Origin of the sequence: Pseudoselenomonas ruminantium (assembly GCF_900113715.1) — a bacterium.
Taxonomy (GTDB): domain Bacteria; phylum Bacillota; class Negativicutes; order Selenomonadales; family Selenomonadaceae; genus Selenomonas_A; species Selenomonas_A caprae.
Map to the genome: position 1 here is coordinate 42,070 of NZ_FOQK01000021.1, position 16,535 is coordinate 58,604.

General features: G+C 51.5%; 18 protein-coding genes and 1 pseudogene. 2 read left to right on the forward strand and 17 right to left on the reverse strand.

Annotation, left to right across the window (positions count from 1 at the left end):
• Positions 1–13: 13 nt before the first annotated feature.
• The 10 genes from BM181_RS11005 to BM181_RS11050 form a co-directional block, all read right to left on the reverse strand.
• Positions 14–859 carry an amidohydrolase family protein gene (locus BM181_RS11005; RefSeq protein WP_177207203.1) on the reverse strand — a complete coding sequence of 282 codons (846 nt, stop codon included), beginning with the start codon at positions 857–859 and terminating at the stop codon, positions 14–16.
• A gap of 174 nt (positions 860–1,033) precedes the next feature.
• Positions 1,034–1,720 carry a bifunctional 2-keto-4-hydroxyglutarate aldolase/2-keto-3-deoxy-6-phosphogluconate aldolase gene (locus tag BM181_RS11010; protein ID WP_075428125.1) on the reverse strand — a complete coding sequence of 229 codons (687 nt, stop codon included), beginning with the start codon at positions 1,718–1,720 and terminating at the stop codon, positions 1,034–1,036.
• A gap of 16 nt (positions 1,721–1,736) precedes the next feature.
• On the reverse strand, positions 1,737–2,681 hold the full coding sequence (locus BM181_RS11015) for a sugar kinase (protein WP_075444904.1): 945 nt from the start codon (positions 2,679–2,681) through the stop codon (positions 1,737–1,739).
• Between the two features lie 136 nt (positions 2,682–2,817).
• Complete coding sequence (gene queC / locus BM181_RS11020; RefSeq protein WP_075444906.1) at positions 2,818–3,501, reverse strand: 7-cyano-7-deazaguanine synthase QueC; 684 nt, start codon at positions 3,499–3,501, stop codon at positions 2,818–2,820.
• A 32-nt stretch (positions 3,502–3,533) separates the two neighbouring features.
• Positions 3,534–3,947 carry a peptide deformylase gene (locus BM181_RS11025; RefSeq protein WP_075444908.1) on the reverse strand — a complete coding sequence of 138 codons (414 nt, stop codon included), beginning with the start codon at positions 3,945–3,947 and terminating at the stop codon, positions 3,534–3,536.
• Between the two features lie 13 nt (positions 3,948–3,960).
• Entirely contained in the window at positions 3,961–5,307 is a 1,347-nt protein-coding gene (locus BM181_RS11030; RefSeq protein WP_075428129.1) for an MATE family efflux transporter, read from the reverse strand.
• 114 nt (positions 5,308–5,421) lie between these two features.
• Positions 5,422–6,249: a 3-methyl-2-oxobutanoate hydroxymethyltransferase gene (gene panB, locus BM181_RS11035; RefSeq protein WP_075444910.1), complete on the reverse strand. Its 828-nt coding sequence runs from the start codon at positions 6,247–6,249 to the stop codon at positions 5,422–5,424.
• A 5-nt stretch (positions 6,250–6,254) separates the two neighbouring features.
• Positions 6,255–7,130 carry a Rossmann-like and DUF2520 domain-containing protein gene (locus BM181_RS11040; RefSeq protein WP_075444912.1) on the reverse strand — a complete coding sequence of 292 codons (876 nt, stop codon included), beginning with the start codon at positions 7,128–7,130 and terminating at the stop codon, positions 6,255–6,257.
• 139 nt (positions 7,131–7,269) lie between these two features.
• Positions 7,270–9,693: a hybrid sensor histidine kinase/response regulator gene (locus tag BM181_RS11045; protein WP_256211362.1), complete on the reverse strand. Its 2,424-nt coding sequence runs from the start codon at positions 9,691–9,693 to the stop codon at positions 7,270–7,272.
• 154 nt (positions 9,694–9,847) lie between these two features.
• A complete protein-coding gene (locus tag BM181_RS11050; RefSeq protein ID WP_075444915.1) occupies positions 9,848–10,891 on the reverse strand; it encodes a YeiH family protein in 1,044 nt (347 codons plus the stop codon).
• Between the two features lie 144 nt (positions 10,892–11,035).
• On the opposite strand from BM181_RS11050, the gene BM181_RS11055 reads away from it, so the two are divergent.
• On the forward strand, positions 11,036–11,923 hold the full coding sequence (locus tag BM181_RS11055; RefSeq protein WP_075444917.1) for a LysR family transcriptional regulator: 888 nt from the start codon (positions 11,036–11,038) through the stop codon (positions 11,921–11,923).
• A gap of 50 nt (positions 11,924–11,973) precedes the next feature.
• Positions 11,974–12,363: a hypothetical protein gene (locus BM181_RS11060; protein ID WP_075444919.1), complete on the forward strand. Its 390-nt coding sequence runs from the start codon at positions 11,974–11,976 to the stop codon at positions 12,361–12,363.
• A gap of 156 nt (positions 12,364–12,519) precedes the next feature.
• On the opposite strand, the gene BM181_RS15165 is transcribed toward BM181_RS11060, so the two are convergent.
• The 7 genes and pseudogenes from BM181_RS15165 to BM181_RS11090 all read right to left on the reverse strand — a co-directional run.
• On the reverse strand, positions 12,520–12,762 hold the full coding sequence (locus tag BM181_RS15165) for a hypothetical protein (RefSeq protein WP_143092174.1): 243 nt from the start codon (positions 12,760–12,762) through the stop codon (positions 12,520–12,522).
• Between the two features lie 88 nt (positions 12,763–12,850).
• On the reverse strand, positions 12,851–13,774 hold the full coding sequence (locus BM181_RS11065) for a radical SAM mobile pair protein B (protein ID WP_029542749.1): 924 nt from the start codon (positions 13,772–13,774) through the stop codon (positions 12,851–12,853).
• The gene (locus BM181_RS11070; RefSeq protein WP_074817233.1) at positions 13,750–14,448 is read right to left on the reverse strand and encodes a radical SAM mobile pair protein A; all 699 of its coding nucleotides are present in this window, start codon (positions 14,446–14,448) and stop codon (positions 13,750–13,752) included. The genes BM181_RS11065 and BM181_RS11070 overlap by 25 nt, the downstream gene beginning before the upstream one ends.
• Positions 14,445–14,882, reverse strand: coding sequence for a radical SAM mobile pair system MarR family transcriptional regulator (locus tag BM181_RS11075; protein WP_013282512.1), 438 nt, complete (start codon positions 14,880–14,882; stop codon positions 14,445–14,447). The genes BM181_RS11070 and BM181_RS11075 overlap by 4 nt, the downstream gene beginning before the upstream one ends.
• Before the next feature lie 261 nt (positions 14,883–15,143).
• Positions 15,144–15,534: pseudogene (locus BM181_RS15790) on the reverse strand (IS66 family transposase); the annotation flags it as partial.
• A 271-nt stretch (positions 15,535–15,805) separates the two neighbouring features.
• Positions 15,806–16,126, reverse strand: a complete 321-nt coding sequence (locus BM181_RS11085; RefSeq protein WP_075444923.1) for a hypothetical protein — start codon at positions 16,124–16,126, stop codon at positions 15,806–15,808.
• Positions 16,127–16,245: 119 nt separating this feature from the next.
• Positions 16,246–16,535 (reverse strand): IS3 family transposase (locus BM181_RS11090; RefSeq protein WP_218150119.1); only part of this gene is annotated, 290 nt, incomplete at its 5' end.

Here is a 16,535-nt window from a genome sequence, read left to right on the forward strand (position 1 = left end):
CTATTTCATTCAGTCAATCCAGATGATAAATCCGGCGGGCATTGCCAGCAAATATCTTATCTGAATCAATTTCTTTATGTGTTGCTACCCAAGCTGTGATAATTCCCTTGACCCCACCATAATCAGTTGCCACTAGTAGCATCGGCCAATCCGAGCCAAAGATCAGTCGTTCCTGCCCAAACGCTTCATAAACGGTATCCAGATATGGCACAAAATCTGCAGGTTTCCATTGCTGCCAATCGGCCTCGGTAACCATTCCGGAAATCTTGCAAGCCACACGTGGTGAAGCTGCTAAGCCGTTTATTTTCTCGGCCCAAGGATGTATTTCCCGTGCTTTGATGGGAGGTTTTGCAATATGCTCCAAGATGAAATTTGTCTCTTCCGCTTGCTTTACAAGCTCTGCCGCTGCGTCAAGCTGCTCTGTTGTAACAAGCAGTTCATAAACCAGCCCTGCCCGTCCGACCTCACGCACGCCTTCCACAAACGAATCGCTCAGCAAGTGCTCTGGGGGAAGACCTTGCGAAAGATAGCGGATTCCCTTGAGCTTGTTGCCACAAGCGCGGAGTTCCTGTATCTGTGCCTTTACCGTTTCCGCACCTGCAACGATATCACACCAGCCTACCACACCGCGAACCATGTTATGTTTCTCGGCCAAAGCCAGCAAAACCTTTGACTCATCAAGCCTTGCTACAGCATGCACCAGTAATGACCCAGCCACACCATTTGCCTGTAGGGTTTGTTCTAACTGATTGATTGAGAAATCCTGCCGTAAAACATCCATGCCTTCCTGAATCCAGGAAAAAAAATCGTTGTCTTCGTATTGCCAAAGATGATTATGTGTATCGATAATTTCCTGCAATATCCAACCCCTCCTCTGCCATTGACATCTCGACTTTTTTCGTCTTACATCCATTACTAAATGCATATAGCATGCCAACTTTGAATTCTTTTATTTCCCCGTGATTTTACAGCGTATTGTCTCGCTTTTTATATTATTTCTTTAGCTCTGACATTTATATTTCATGTTTGTATTTCATGCTGTTCGAATATGAAATTGTTTGTGCAACTCATTTTTCGCCCTACGAACAGCCTCGATAAATTTCTGGGCCATGGCTGTAACACCAGCATAATCGCCGCTTTTAGCAGTTTTAGTAAGACTTCCACCAGCAGATACAGCTACACAGCCAGCTCTCAACCAATCGGCAACATTATCGACGGCTACACCACCCGAAGGCATAAGCATTGCCTGTGGCAAGGGGCCATGAATATCCTTGATGATTTTGGGCCCGACGATATCGCCAGGAAAAATCTTTATAATATCAGCGCCTGCCGCTAATGCCTTCGCAGCCTCTCCAGGTGTCATTACGCCCGGACAAGATACCACCCGGTAAAGATTGCACAAACGGATCGTTTCTTCATCAAACGCAGGTGACACAATGAATCTTGCACCTGCTAATATAGCCAGCCGTGCCGTGGTTGCCTCAAGAACGGTTCCCGCACCAATGATGACCTCTTCATCTTTTTGATATTTTTTTTGAAGCTTAGCTATTGCCTCGTGCGCCAAGGGAGTCGTAAACGTCATTTCAATCACCTTTACACCTCCAGCAATACAGGCATCAGCTATCTTAAGCCCTTCTTCGAGCGTTTGTCCGCGCACAACTGCTATTATTCCCTGATTGCTAATTTTCTGCATCGTTTCAATTTTATCATATCTATCCATGATCCAGCCTCTTTTCTCAATGTAGTTTTCGCATATACTCTGTCAAAGTTTCCCGATCAGGAAGGCCTTCGTTATCTCCAGCTGACATAACCGCCAGTGCTCCAATTGCGGCCCCACGCTGCACCGCATCAAAAAGCGGCTCATCCTCCAGCAGTGCGCTCACAACGCCAACGGCAAAGCCATCGCCTGCTCCGACCGTATCAACGACCTTCTTGACAGGATAACCAGGTACGACAAAACCTTTCTCATGGGCTGTCTTCACATAAGCGCCTTCTGCCCCTAGTTTCACTACGACAGTCTTGACGCCTCGTTCAAGATAGAAATCGGCAATCTTTTCTGGCTGACGCGACCCCGTAAGGATATCGCCTTCGTTTATCCCTGGCAGGACTATATCGGCATTTTGTGCCAACGAGTTGATGATGGTCACCATCTCAGCTTTATCCGGCCATAATGCCGGCCGCAAATTCGGATCGAACGAAATCCGCACATTCCTTGCATGGGCCATCCCCATCAACATCTCCGTTGCCGTAAGGCAATTCATCGATAGCGCTGCAGGAATTCCTGTCAGATGCACATGACGTACCCCGTCCCAATTGATTTTCGCTAAATCTTCCGGCTTAAAATGCGCAAATGCGGTATCATGCCGATAGTTGATAACCTCGGGATCACCTTTGGCATTCTTCGCCTTCAACTGCATTCCCGTCAGATACGTGTCATCGGTCCAAAGATAATCTTCGGCAATGCCACTATCCCCCAGATACTCGCGAATGTGCTGGCCAAAAGGATCCTTGCCAATACGCGATACGTAGGCGGGGATATGGCCAAGACGAGCCAGGCCAATGCAAAAATTCACCTCAGCTCCGCAGATATATCGCGTAAAACGCGACACATCCTTGAGCTGTTTTTCCTCTTCAGCAGCCAATAACCCCATCGGTTCTCCCATCGTCAAAACTTCATACACTTCTATCAACTCCTTTTTGGTTTTCAAGCTAATAGAGTACAAAAACCATGCCAACTTATAAAAAAAAGTCCACCCCATCAGATTTTTTCCAATGAAGTGGACACAGGATTATTTCCCTAGCTAAACATAAATCTCTTTAGCCGATAGCCGGATCGGCAACGCCGTTTTTGCGGAAGGCGGCCGCGCGGTCGATGCAGGTGCCGCATTTGCCGCAGGGCTTGTCGCCGCCTTCGTAGCATGACCAGGTCAGCTCATAGGGAACGCCAAGCTCCAGACCGATCTTCACGACTTCGGCCTTGTTGATGTTCACGAACGGTGCTTCGATTTTCAGCTGATGGCCCGAGCCTTCCCAGATGGCCTTGTTCATCGCCTCGTTGAATACCGGCGAGCAATCGGGATAGGCAAAGCCGGCAGCATCGTCAGCATGGGCGCCGTAGTAGATGATGCCGCAGCCTTTGCTCAGCGCGATGCTGGCTGCCGTCGACAGGAACAGGCCATTGCGGAACGGCACATAGGTGCTGACCGGCGTCTTGCCATTCGTCTCCTTGATTTGCTCGGCATAGCTTTCCTCGGGGATTTCCTCGTCCGACTGCTTCAAGAGCGAGCAGTTGCTGTACTGGAAAATCTTGCTGAGGTCCAAAAACAGCTGCTCAATGCCATAATGCGCGGCCACCTTCTTGGCCGCCTCGATTTCCTTTTCGTGTTTCTGCCCATAGGACAGCGACAGGGCGATAACATTTTCGCGGCCATGCTTCTTGATGGCCAGCCCCAATGCCGTCGTCGAATCCACGCCGCCGCTGCTTAGTACCATTGCCTTCATAATATATCCTTCTCTCTTTTTTCTAGTGCTGCTTAAATCAGGATGCCCTGACAGTGATCGATTTCATGCTGGATGATCTGCGCCGTAAAGCCCGAGAACTTCTGCCGCTGTTTGGCAAAGGCCATATCGCGGTATTTGACCTCGATGGTCTCATAGCGCTCCGTCTCGCGCTCGCCCGTAAGGGACAGGCAGCCTTCCTTCGTCTTATAGGTTTTGGCCGAATGCTTGACGATTTCGGGATTGAGCAGCGCAAGATTCCCTGCCCCCGTATTCACGGCGATGATGCATTTGGCTACGCCGATCATATTGGCCGCCAGCCCCACGCAGTGCTCGCGATGAGCCGCCAGGGTGTCGAGCAAATCCTGCGCCACCGCGATATCCTCTTTGACGGCCTTGGCCGATTTCTGCTGCAAGAAAAATTCATCGTGTATGATTTCTTTTACCATATATACCTTCCTTCTATGAGAGCCCCGTATGCAGGCGCAAGCTCCGGGCCTGCAGCCAGCGGTAGACGGCCACGCAGATGACCACCGATACCACCGAGCCCAGGCAGGTTGCCAGGCCCATCGGCAGCAGGGTGTCCGGATACCAGACCGAGGCAAGATACGCCAACGGTATCCGCGCTGTGACAATGGCGATGACATTATGCAGGAACGAAAATTCCGAGCGGCCGCAAGCGCAGAAGTACCCGCTGAACGCAAAATGCAGGCCGGCAAAAATGCAATCGAAGATATAGCCCTGCAGGTAAGCCGCACCAGCGGTGATGACCGCTGCATCCAGCGTGAACCAGCCGACGACCGCCGCGGCCGTGAACTGTGTGACCGCAGATACTGCCACACCAAAGACCGCACAGATGACGAGGGCATACCAGAGGGTCTGCCGCGCCCGCGCGCTCTTCCCCGCCCCAATATTCTGTGCGCCCAGAGCCGATACCGTCGCCAGCATCGCCGAGGGCACGAGGAACACGAAGCTGATGAACTTCTCGACGATGCCGACTGCCGCCGCATCGGTGAGCCCGCGCATATTGGCGATGACCGTGATAACGAGGAACGAAATCTGGATAAAGCCATCCTGCAAGGCTACGGGCACGCCGATGCGCAGGATGCTGCCAAGGACCTGCCATTCAGGCCGCCAGGCGGACCGGTCAATTTCCACGGCCCGGGTGCGGCGCATATAGATAAGGGCCACCACCACGCTGACGGCCTGGGAAAGCGTCGTGCCCAGGGCCGCGCCCACAGGCCCCAGATGCAGCGGCCCCATGAACAGATAGTCGAGCACGATATTGGCACCGCAGGCTATGGCCACGAAATACAGCGGGCGGCGCGAATCCCCAAGCCCGCGAAAAACCGCGCTGATGATATTGTAGGCCGTGATCAGCGGTATGCCCAGGAAGCACACCCCCAGGTATGCTTCCGTATCGGCTACGGCCGCCGCAGGCGTCTTCATCCACGCCGCGATCTGACCGGTCAGCAGCAGGCAGCCTGCCGCCAGCAGCACCGACACGCACAAGAACAAGACGGCCGTATTGCCGATGACTGCCGCACGGCGCGCCCCGTCGCGCGCACCGACAGCCTGCGCAATGCAGACCGTCGTGCCCATCGCCAGCCCCACGATCATGACCGTCAGCATATGCATGACCTGACTGCCGATGGCCACGGCCGTGATGCTGGCCGCTCCCTCGAACTGGCCGATGATGAACAGATCCGCCATGCCATAGAGCGTCTGCAGGAAGTATGAAAAGAAAAACGGCAGTGCAAAAAGGAAAATATTTCGCAGGACACTGCCGGTCGTAAGATTCTTTTCCAAATAAATCCCCCCTGCTATATTAAACACTGCCCCCGCCGAATAGTCAATAGGACAACAAAAGCCCGCCAGGGGCAACCCCTGGCGGGCGGTACCTTCACACCATGCGCCTTGCTGTCAATACAAGCGCTCCATGACATCATCGTCAATCTTGAACGAGTGGGACGCATCGGGGAATGTCCCCGCCTTGACCTCTTCATCATAGGCCTTGAACGCGGCCTGCATCTTCTCGCCGAGCTCGGCAAAATGCTTGACAAACTTCGGCGTGTAGTCGCTGAACAGGCCCAGCATATCCTGATAGACGAGAATCTGCCCGTCGCAGCCCTCGCCAGCGCCAATGCCGATCGTCGGAATATCAAGTTTTGCGGTAATCAATGCCGCCAGCTTTGCCGGCACGCATTCGAGCACCACGGCAAAGGCACCAGCTGCCTGTACGGCCAATGCATCTTCGATCATCTGCCGGGCAGCCTCCTCGCTCTTGCCCTGCACGCGGTTGCCGCCAAACGCATTGACCGACTGCGGCGTCATGCCCAGATGGGCCATGACCGGGATGCCCGCCGACGTGATAGCCTTGATCTGCGGGCAGACTGTGGCGCCGCCCTCAAGCTTTACGGCATTGCCACGGCCTTCCTTCATCAGGCGGCCCGCATTCATCACGGCCTGCTCGATTGATACCTGATACGACATGAACGGCATATCGATGACGACCATCGTATCATGGCAGCCGCGGGAAACGGCACGGCCAAAGGTGATCATATCCTCCATCGTGACCGAGAGCGTATCGGGAAGCCCGAGCATGACATTGCCGAGCGAATCGCCGACCAGCACCGCATTGATGCCCGCTGCCTCCTCGAGCTTGGCCGTCGAATAATCGTAACAGGTCAGCATCGAGATTTTCTCGCCCTGCGCCTTCATCTTGGCAAAAGTTGCTACGGTGTTCTTCATTGGAATCATCCTTTCTGTCGGAGCCTTGCGGTCTCCGCATCGATAAACGTCTGGATGGACTGGTAATCACGCGCAGGATGCTTCTGCCTGGCGATGCGCAGCAAGCGCGCCGACAGCAGCAGGTACAGCAATCTGTCATCATCATCCGGCAGCGTTTTTAAATGCTTTTTCACCGTGCCCAGGTCAGCGCGCTCCACGGGGCCGGTAAGTGCCGCCACCGGGCCAGCTTCAGCCACATGGCGCGCATTGCCGAGAAACAGCGGGCCAAGTGCCGCCCGCGCATTCTCAGGCGTAAAGCCGCAGTCTTCGAGCAGCTGCTGGCTTTGCGCAAAGAGCGCTGCCACCTGATTGCTCGCAATCGCGGCCGCACAGTGGTACTTAGCCTTGGCTTCCGCCGCGATTGGCTGCACATGCAGGCCGGCACGCGTAAGCCATGCCTGCATCTCTGCAAATCTGGCCGCCGTTCCCTCAAGCGTAAAAAAAACATCCGCCAGCTCACGGTAAGAAGTCTTGCGACTGCTGACCGCAACCAGCGGATGAACGGCGAAACCTGCGGCTCCGCGCTGCTCGATATCGGGAAAGGCTGACGCAGCTGTCAGCGCCCCGCTGCAATGACAAATGATCTTTCCTTGGATTGGCTGCTGGCACACTGCCGCATAGGCTGCGGCTATGGCCCCATCGGGAACAGTCAGGAACAGCACATCACTAGCTTTGACCAGCTCGCTTCGATTCCCGTAAGCGTCTGATGCCGTAAATGCTGCTGCCTCCGCGGCAGACTGAAACGTCCGGCTGTAATAGCCTGCGAGCGCAAATCCCTGCTCGTGGAAATACTTCCCTAACGAAAAGCCGACCTTGCCGGCTCCGATAAAACCAATCTTCATACTCATCACCTCTTTCGGTGATGCACTGCGCCGTTCCCAGGCGCAAATCCAAGGCTTGCAGTACAGTTTCCTATGCGGAATACCGTCCATCTTTTTTAGGCTATCACAAGCCTTGCCGTCTGTCAAATCGGACAGTAGCTCAGACCCCGCCGATTGAAGACTCCGCGTGAAAGAGATCCGCCAGCGTCTGCAGCAGGAACTTCGTCTCGATGGGCTTGGCCAGATGGCCATTCATGCCGGCTTTGAGTGCCTCCTGCCGATCCTCTTCAAAGGCATTGGCCGTCATGGCCAGGATGGGAATGCCGGCCTTGGCCCCATCGGGCAGCGCGCGGATTTGCCGCGCCGCCTCATAGCCGTTGAGGTTTGGCATCTGGACATCCATGAGTATCAAGTCATAATAAGCGTCCGGCGCCGCCCGCAGCATATCCACGCAAATCCTGCCATCCGCAGCATGATCGATGAGGATTCCCGCTTCCTGCAGAATGGTCATCGTGATTTCCGCATTGATTTCATTATCCTCGGCCAGCAGGATGCGCACGCCTTTAAGTGAGCTGACCGCCGCGGCCGGTATCTGCTCGCCGGATATTTCGGCGGCCGCAGCAAAGCGATGCGGGATGCTGACGATGCAGGTCGTGCCCACGCCCTTCTCGCTCTGCATTTCGATGGTGCCATCCATCAAGGCCACGAGCCGCTTTACGATGGACATGCCAAGGCCTGTGCCCTCGATCTTGGTGCTCGTCGTGTTGTTCTCACGCGAAAACTCGTCAAACACATGCGGCAGGAAATCCGCCGCCATACCGATGCCCGTATCGGTAATCGTCGAGCGGAATAGGCCCCAGCCGGGCTTTGCCGCCGGCAGTTCTTCACAGACCACCATAACACTGCCGCCCGGCTCCGTATATTTGCAGGCATTGGAGAGGATATTTAGATATATCTCCCGCAACTTCGTCGTATCGCCATACAAACAAGGATGTTCGACTTTAAGCTCATACGTGACCGTGATCTTCCGGGCCTGCATCATATCCTCAAGGACCACATAGAGGCTCGCCGCGAATTCATGGACATTATAGGCCGCCTCCTCCAAGGCCAGCTTGCCCTTTTCGATGCGCGCCATCTCCAGCACATTGTTGATGATGGATAGCAGTACCTTGCTGGCCTCCTTGATTTTATCCAGATAGCGCTTGCGGCGCGCAGGATCGTCCTGATATTTCTCGAGCAGGTCGCGAAAGCCCATGATGGCATTCATCGGCGTGCGGATATCATGGCTCATATTGAACAGGAAGTTCGTCTTCGAAGCATTGGCGGCCTCAGCGACGCGGCGCGCCTCGGCCAGTTCCTTCTGCTTGCGCTGCTCGGCCATGAACATCGACTGCACATCGCGGAACCCGGCGATGAAGCACTGGCTTCCCGTGGCATTTATATCGCGCGCATAGCAGGCCTGGAAGTGGCACTGCTGCCCATCAAGGTTCTGTCGCGCATAATCGATGCGGTAGACATCATCGTCAGGAATCTGCCGCAAAAGCTCCGCGATGCTGGTCTGCTGGTACAACCGCTCGCGGTCTTCAGGCACGACAAACGTATCGATATATGCGCGGATGACCTTTTCATAGCTGACATCCTTGACGCTTGCGAGGACCGCCTTCGTGGTCTGGGAGTTGGCATTGCTGCGCACCAGCGACACGGTATCGAGCGCCGCATCGATATACCATACCGAGCTGTACTCACGCGACAGGCCGTTGATCAGCATATTGTACCGTTCCTGCTCCTGGGCGGCTTTGATCTTCTCGCGGACCTCCTGGTCGATATTCTCAAAGGCACAGACAAGTATCTGCCGCTCCGCCAGCTTCATGATTTTCATGCGGTAATACGTATCTACTCCCTGCGTATGCGTGCGATATACGTGGAAGATGCACGGTTCGGTTTTGAGCCGTTCCTGCAGATAGTCAAGATTGATAAGCCGCATCATATCGGCGGCATCGTCGGGATGGATAAAAGAATCGATATACGTCTTCATCAAGGAACGCGGCGACAGCTTCTCCTTCTGACGGCTCACCACCCACTGCGCGACCTCGTTCATGCGGACAGGCTGCACCGACTGATCCAAAAGGTTGGCATAGTAGATGGCACTGTAGCTTTCCGCCAAAAGATCCACGGTCTGCTGCATCATCCCTTCATGCTCCTTTTGGCTGTTGATGTCCTCCAGCGCGAAAATCACCCGCGTGAGGGGATCTGCATCGCCCATGCGGATAAAATCCCCGCGTCCCCAGCCGTGTTCCGCGCAATAGCAAGACAGTGACAGCCGCTTGTTGCCGCACATGCGCTGCGGCAATGTCTGCAAATCGATGAAACTTTCCACCGGCTGATGCTGCCCGCGCACGGTCGCCTTAGCCATCAAACGCGCCAGCCTATCCTGCAGCGGCATGTCCGCCTGCAGGACGGCATCCACCTCGCGATTCGCCTTTATGGAATAAATCTTATCCGCTTTGAAATCGATAATCTGTACGAACACATATAGCTCTGCCATTGCGGTCAGCGCCTCTTTGCAATCTTCGAGCCAATTCATGATAAGCCTCTCTTTGCTATGCCGGTTTCCCATTGTTACCGTATAGTATTCGTGACTGCTGGCAAAAATCCTGTCTTATACGGCTGCATTGTCACTTCCATGACAAAAAAATTGACTGGTCATTTGACCAGTCAAAAATTCTTTGTTTTGCGATTTACCAGATGCCCAGAAAATGCTGCATGATGAGGCTCACGAGTGTGATGGCTGCCCAGCAGCAGGCACCGAGCAGGATGGGCCTGCCCCCCGATTGGACGAGCTTGACGATATCGCTGTTGAGGCCGATGGCCGCCATCGCCATGACGATGAGGAATTTCGCTAGCTCCTTGAGCGGTGCAAAGACTTCGCCGCTTACCCCAAGCTGCAGGCAGGCTGTCGTAAATACTGCCGCCAGCAAAAAATACAGGATAAACTTGGGAAGCACCCGCCAGAAGCTGAACGTGGCCAGCGAGCCGCCCTGCGCCTTTGCCGCCTCTTTGCGTGCAACGACGAATGCCAGCAGCATGGTCACGGGAATGATGGCCAGGGCCCGCGTCAGCTTGACGGTCACGGCCTCGTCGAGAGTCTGGGTGCCCAGGCCCCACATGCTGTCCCAAGTGGCCGCCGCAGCCGTTACAGACGAAGTATCGTTGATGGCCGTCCCCGCAAAGATGCCAAAGGCTTCGCCAGCCGTCGTGTCAAAGCCCAACAGATGGCCAAGGATTGGAAACAGCAGCGCGGCCAGCGCATTGAACAAAAAGATGACGGCGACCGACTGCGCTACCTCATTGCTGTCCGCCTTGACGACAGGCGCCGCCGCAGCGATTGCCGAGCCGCCGCAAATGGAGGAGCCGACACCGATCAGCGCGGCCGTGTTGCGCGAAATCCGCAGCAGGCGCATGAGCACCCAGGCCACCACCAACGAAGCCGTGATGGTGCTTACGATAATCGGCAGCGAAAACAGCCCCGTCTGGATGATGACACCAAGGTTCATCCCAAAGCCCAGCAGCACGACAGCCGACTGCAGCACCACCTTGGACGTCCAGCTGATGCCCCCTTGGGCGCGGCCATGGTCCTTCCAGACCGCAGCAATAAGCATGCCGGCCAGGATGGCAAGGACAGCACCGCCCACCACGGGGAAATGCTGTCCCAGCAGCCAGGCTGGCAGTGCAATGAGAAAACAGATTATGATACCGAGTGAATTATTTTGCAAGAATGTCATGATACACCTCAAAACAGGCCTTTGATTTCAGCTGATGTCCTGTATTATAAAAAGATTTCTCAAAAATGTAAAATTATATGTTATGATGTACCTATAACATAATCTTATCGATACCTGCACATCCCCACAGAAAGGAGGAGGCCATTGCTCGATTTCCGCATCAAGACATTCCTCTGCGTCTGCCAGACCATGAACTACACACAGGCCGCCAAGCTCCTAAATATCACTCAGCCCGCCGTCTCACAGCACATCCGCTTTTTGGAAGACTATTATCAGATCAAGGCCTTCCGCTATGCCAACAAGAAGCTTGAGCTCACTGCCGCCGGCAGGATACTCTACGAGCGCTGCAAGACCATGGAGAACGACGAGGTCGCTCTCTCCGCGGAGCTCCTCAGCAGCCAGTCCGGCATCCGCACGCTGTCCCTCGGCGTCACGATGACCGTTGGCGAGTATGCCATCATATCGCCGCTGGCCGCCTATCAGCTGGCGCATCCTGGCATCAACATCCGGCTGCGCTTCGGCAACACCCAGGAGCTTCTGGCCCAGCTGACTGCCGGCCGCATCCAGATGGCCCTGGTCGAGGGCTACTTCCCGCCCCAGGACTACTTCTGCCGCCCTTACAGCACCGAGCCCTATATCGGCGTCTGTGCCAGCAGCCACGTTTTCCCCTCCGGCGAGCCCTCCACCTTCCACGATCTGCTCGGGGAGCGCCTGCTGCTGCGGGAGAAGGGCTCCGGCACACGGGAAATCCTCGAGCGCAATCTGGCCCTGCATGGCCTCAAGACCACAGACTTCATCCACAACATGGAAGTCGAAAACATGCACACCATCATTGGCCTGCTCACCCATGACTGCGGCATTTCCTTTCTCTACCGCCGCGCCGTGCAGGCAGAATTAGCCAGTGGCCGCCTGCGGGAAATCCCGCTCAAGAACTTTTCCATGGAACATGACTTCACCTTCATCTGGGAAAAGGACAGCATCTATACCGCTGAATATCAGCAGATCTGTCAAGAGCTAAGCAGCACTCCTTGAGTTTTTCGCCTATTCTTTTTATAAACTATCAACAAACCGAGGTGCTATCTATGTCCACAGTTATTCTTATCCTGCTTATCATCATCAGCCTGCTGTTCGCAGTCGAAATGCGCCACTCACTGCGGCGCTCCGCTGAATCCTATCGCCTGATCCAGGCCTACCGCGACGACCTGCAGAATCCAAAGCTCATCACCGAAATCTACACCTACTGCCAGCAGGACTACAAGCTGCGCCGCATCATGAAGAAACACCAGGTAACCGAAGCGGACATCCGCAGCATCTACCAGAAACTCCTGACCTGGGGCAACTTCCACAAAGGCCATCGCTTCGTCCCCATCACTTCGTTCTTCTACGCCTGCACGCTCAAATACCTCGTCACCCATAAAGACGGTGACGCCAAAGCGCTGACGATGCGCTGCATGAATTTCCTGCATATATAAAGAACAGGTATGCAGGTGCGTCCGCCCCTTATTGGTGGGCGAGTGGCGGCTACTTGTTCTTTTTTTATGTCAATATTAATCACTTCTTCCTTCTAAAACAAAAAGAGAGCACATCTGATGATATGCCCTCTGGCTATGTCTTAGCCTATATCGCTATTATTTACCTTTTGCTGCCATAAAATTTGCGTTTGCTGCCATAGAATCTACATTTTCTGCTATAGTAATTTTATGACCACCACCGATAGGGAGTTTTCCGATAGGGAGTTTCATTTGTGTTTCATCTATATTTGCTGCCATAGAATTTGCATTACTGTCATGACAACCAGGACGAGGACGAGGAAAAATAGGAAGCGATGCTTGGGATTGATAATAAAAACCATTCTGCCTAGTAAATGGCAAAATGGTTTTATTATTCTCCCTTTTTACAAAAGTGTTTCTATATGCACAAACTTGAAGTTGTGCGATTAACTTCCGGTTTATTCTTCCATCAAGGATTATGTATTACATTTCTCTTTCCACTATTGGCAGTTCCTCTTACTTCTTCGTGGTAAAAGTAATCTACGATTGTTGGATGTCCTTTCTCTACTCTCTCATACGGAGTTTCATTATCAACAAACCTGCAATCATACTTTTTAGCCAGCTCTTCTGCTTTCTTTTCCAGCGCTTCAAAATAGCTGCGGTTCTTTTTGTTATAAATTTCGTCATACAGCGGCACCAGATCCGGATGTTTATCGGAAATGTATTTCATGATATCTGCCTTAAAACCTCCGCGAAGATTCAGATTCTCAAGCCATACAAGGTCACACTGATCTTTTGTCCTGTCTATGATTGCTTCTATATCCGTAATCCCCGGGAACACGGGTGAAATGAAGCAAATTGTACGAATGCCTGCCGCATATACCTCTTTCATTGCAGCAAGCCTTCTTTCTATGCTTACTGCCGCATCCATATCATCTTTAAACTCTTCATCGAGAGTATTGATTGACCATGATACTGTAAGTCTGCTATTTTCATTGATCTCTTTTAGCAGATCCAGATCTCTTAGTACAAGGTCTGACTTTGTGCAGATAAGTATGTCCGCACCACTGTCTTTTAGTTCTTCCAGAAGTCTTCTTGTATTTTTATATGTTTTCTCTAGCGGATTATAACCATCCGTAACTGTTCCAATGATCACCTTCTGGCCGGCATACTTCTTTGGATTCTTTATTTCAGGCCAGTCTTTCACATCCATGAAAGTTCCCCATTCCTCCGTATGCCCTGTAAAGCGTTTCATAAAAGATGCGTAGCAGTATTTACAGGCATGGGGACACCCCACATAGGGATTCACCGAATATCCTCCAATAGGAGTATTCGATTTTGTCATTACACTTTTTGTTTCTATATGATTTACTTTGATTTCTGGTTGTTCCATATCCTCTGTTCCTCCAGCACTTTGTTAAAAGCATCCGGCATTTCCTGTATCATTACTTCTCCCATAATCGGAACAAGATCTTCTTTCCAGAATACAGGAATGTTCAGTTCATGAGCCTGTTCTGTCAATGAATAAGCCCACCCGGGATCTGTTTTAACAGTCCTGCTCTTTGCACCTGTCATGGTTCCCACCACAATCCAGTCAATGCCTGCAAGATCAACCTTACCCGGATCATCGAACAAAGGCTCAAAGGTAACATGATATTTTTTTGCCTTCACATTGCTCCGCAGTGCATCAATACGCCATAACTCAGACTTTCTCGTAACTGTAACGCCAAACCATGCATTATCAAGATCTGTTTCAAAAGACAGAAGATCCGGTCGTTTGGTAAGAAAAAGAAACTGGTGCTGAGGATTCTCTGCTATCTTTTTAAAGACTTCCTCTCTCCATTCCTCATGCCAGCCCGAGAGATCGCTCATGCCGGTCAGCAGAAAATTCTGCGGCTTTTTCTTTTCCATCATACGAAGCTTTCCTTGAAAAAACTGTGGCTTTTCAAAATCATCTATGATGTGATAACGCCTCGTATTGTTTCTGGCATAGCAGTACGGACATCCAACAGTGCACCCTATAACAAGATTCATGTTCTGAATCTGATCTTTAATACAGATACTCATTTGTCACTCCATTCCTCAAGGTTTACCCTGATGCGGTTAAGATACTCTTCAAACTGAAGAATCTCTTTATCCGTAAAATCACGATAATAAATATTCCCCATTTCATTGGATACGGAGTCATAAGCTTCTTTAAGTTCTTTGGCTTTATCTGTGAGGAACAGAAGAGTTTTTCTCTTATCAGCTTCATCCGTTTTGCGGCTTATCAGTCCGTTTTTTTCCATCCGCTCAAGCATGGTCGTAAGTGAAGTAATTGCAAGTCCGCTTTTCTCGGAAATAATTTTAATAGGAACACCATCTTCCTGCCATAAGACATAAAGAATCCTTCCCTGAGCTCCGTTAAATGCATCAATGTTTTTTTCTGCCAGTATCCTTTCAAATATACGATCACCCAGCTGTTTTATTTTTGTAACAAGAAATCCACCATTTGTCTTCATAATTAAATACTCCTATATCGTAGTTTTATACTACCATATAGGAGTATTTGTGTCAAGCACACATATCATAACTTCCAGTAGAACTAAGTCGCTGCGCGACGGCCTGCCAAGGCTATGCTCTACATTATAATTCTTTTCGTAACTATTCAGTCGCCCCTCCTAAGGCCAGCATAGGAGTTCCCTGAAACAGCAATTCCAATGCCCGCAGAGAAGTACAGCCTCTCTTCTTTGCCGTGCTCAAATAGGAATTGAACTTGGCGAAAAGTTTGGCACCTTCATCTGTGCGGAAACAGCCGCTTACTTTCTGCTTGACCTTTGCATGACGCAAATCACGCTCTGCCAGGTTGTTGTCAAACGGCACACTAAAGTCACAGAAGAACAGGCAGACTGCCTCATATAGCCGCTCCATGCGCTTTATGAAGGCATTCGCCTTTCCTCTGGCCTTGCGTCCCCTTTTTGTCTCCGCCTCCTGCTGTATGGGAGGATGCTGAACCTGCCCTATCTTGACAGCGTTGCTGAAGATTGTCAGGAACCGCCTCATATAGTATTTTCCTGCTTCCCCCTTTCCCTTGGCCATGCACTTCTTCTTGGCCTCAAGCATAGATGTGAGAAGCCACGGGAAAAAGCTGAAGAAGATGGACTGGGGATACATCTCATGCAGCCCCTTGCATTCCCGCAGCAGATGGGCGCAGCATCCCCCATGTCCCCCAAGTTTTTCATAATTCCGGAAAAATTTTTCCTCCAGATACCTTATCCATTTCCATATTGTCCATCTTGTTCATGAGCTTTTCCATTTTATTTTCCTCCTCCACATCTTAGGGTGTTGTTATCTTGCTTTCTGTTCTTTATATCGTTGAAACAGGGAAAGTGTTTAGAAGAAAATAAAATTTTTTTCACTACGCCTAGCAATTAATTATAGCTCATTAGACCAAAATCGGATCACTCTTGAGCGGGGCCTTAGGTTCCTCAGCTTCTTTTTTGCTCTCCTCAGATTTTACCTCGGTGAATTCGGCATCCTCGATATCTTGCTTGGCATCGTCAGTGAGGTCTTTGATTTCAGCCATCATTTCCTTGGCCATCTTCTCCATGTCCTTCAGTTCTTCTTCCGAGAACTGTGCCTGAGACAGTGCTTCCAGCTTCTCCATGAGTTCCTTCTGACGTTTCTCACAGCTTACTTTGCGATTACGGCAGAACTTCTGGCCCTGATCAGTTACCCAATCAACACCATCAGCAACCTTACGCAAACCATCTGCTACATAATGGCCGCCGCCGATAAAAAAGGCTTTCGTCTATGACAAGATTGTAGTGACCCCATAAAGTTAGACCTTACCGGTAGTAGCAATTATTTGCTGCTACCGGTTTTTTATGCTGCGGCATGACGTAAACGGTAATCTACTGGGCTGAGCCACCCCAGCTTAGCTTTGATTCTGTGCTTATTGTAGTATGTGATGTAATGCCGTATAGCTCGTTCAAGTTCTTCGAAGCTGTGATAGGTATGCCCATAATAGATTTCCTGTTTTAGCAGGCCAAAGAAATTTTCCATCACGCTATTATCCAGACAGGTGCCTTTGCGAGACATACTTTGAAAAATTCGTTCTTCCTTTAATCGGCCTACATAGCTGCCCATTTGGTAAGCCCATCCCTGGTCGGAAT

Coding starts and splice junctions, on each gene's coding strand:
- panB (WP_075444910.1), bottom strand. CDS start 6,249: ATGAAGAACACCGTAGCAACTTTTGCCAAGATGAAGGCGCAGGGCGAG.
- queC (WP_075444906.1), bottom strand. CDS start 3,501: ATGAAGGCAATGGTACTAAGCAGCGGCGGCGTGGATTCGACGACGGCA.
- BM181_RS11010 (WP_075428125.1), bottom strand. CDS start 1,720: ATGGATAGATATGATAAAATTGAAACGATGCAGAAAATTAGCAATCAG.
- BM181_RS11070 (WP_074817233.1), bottom strand. CDS start 14,448: ATGAGTATCTGTATTAAAGATCAGATTCAGAACATGAATCTTGTTATA.
- BM181_RS11075 (WP_013282512.1), bottom strand. CDS start 14,882: ATGAAGACAAATGGTGGATTTCTTGTTACAAAAATAAAACAGCTGGGT.
- BM181_RS11050 (WP_075444915.1), bottom strand. CDS start 10,891: ATGACATTCTTGCAAAATAATTCACTCGGTATCATAATCTGTTTTCTC.
- BM181_RS11040 (WP_075444912.1), bottom strand. CDS start 7,130: ATGAAGATTGGTTTTATCGGAGCCGGCAAGGTCGGCTTTTCGTTAGGG.
- BM181_RS11045 (WP_256211362.1), bottom strand. CDS start 9,693: ATGAATTGGCTCGAAGATTGCAAAGAGGCGCTGACCGCAATGGCAGAG.
- BM181_RS11025 (WP_075444908.1), bottom strand. CDS start 3,947: ATGGTAAAAGAAATCATACACGATGAATTTTTCTTGCAGCAGAAATCG.
- BM181_RS11060 (WP_075444919.1), top strand. CDS start 11,974: ATGTCCACAGTTATTCTTATCCTGCTTATCATCATCAGCCTGCTGTTC.
- BM181_RS11065 (WP_029542749.1), bottom strand. CDS start 13,774: ATGGAACAACCAGAAATCAAAGTAAATCATATAGAAACAAAAAGTGTA.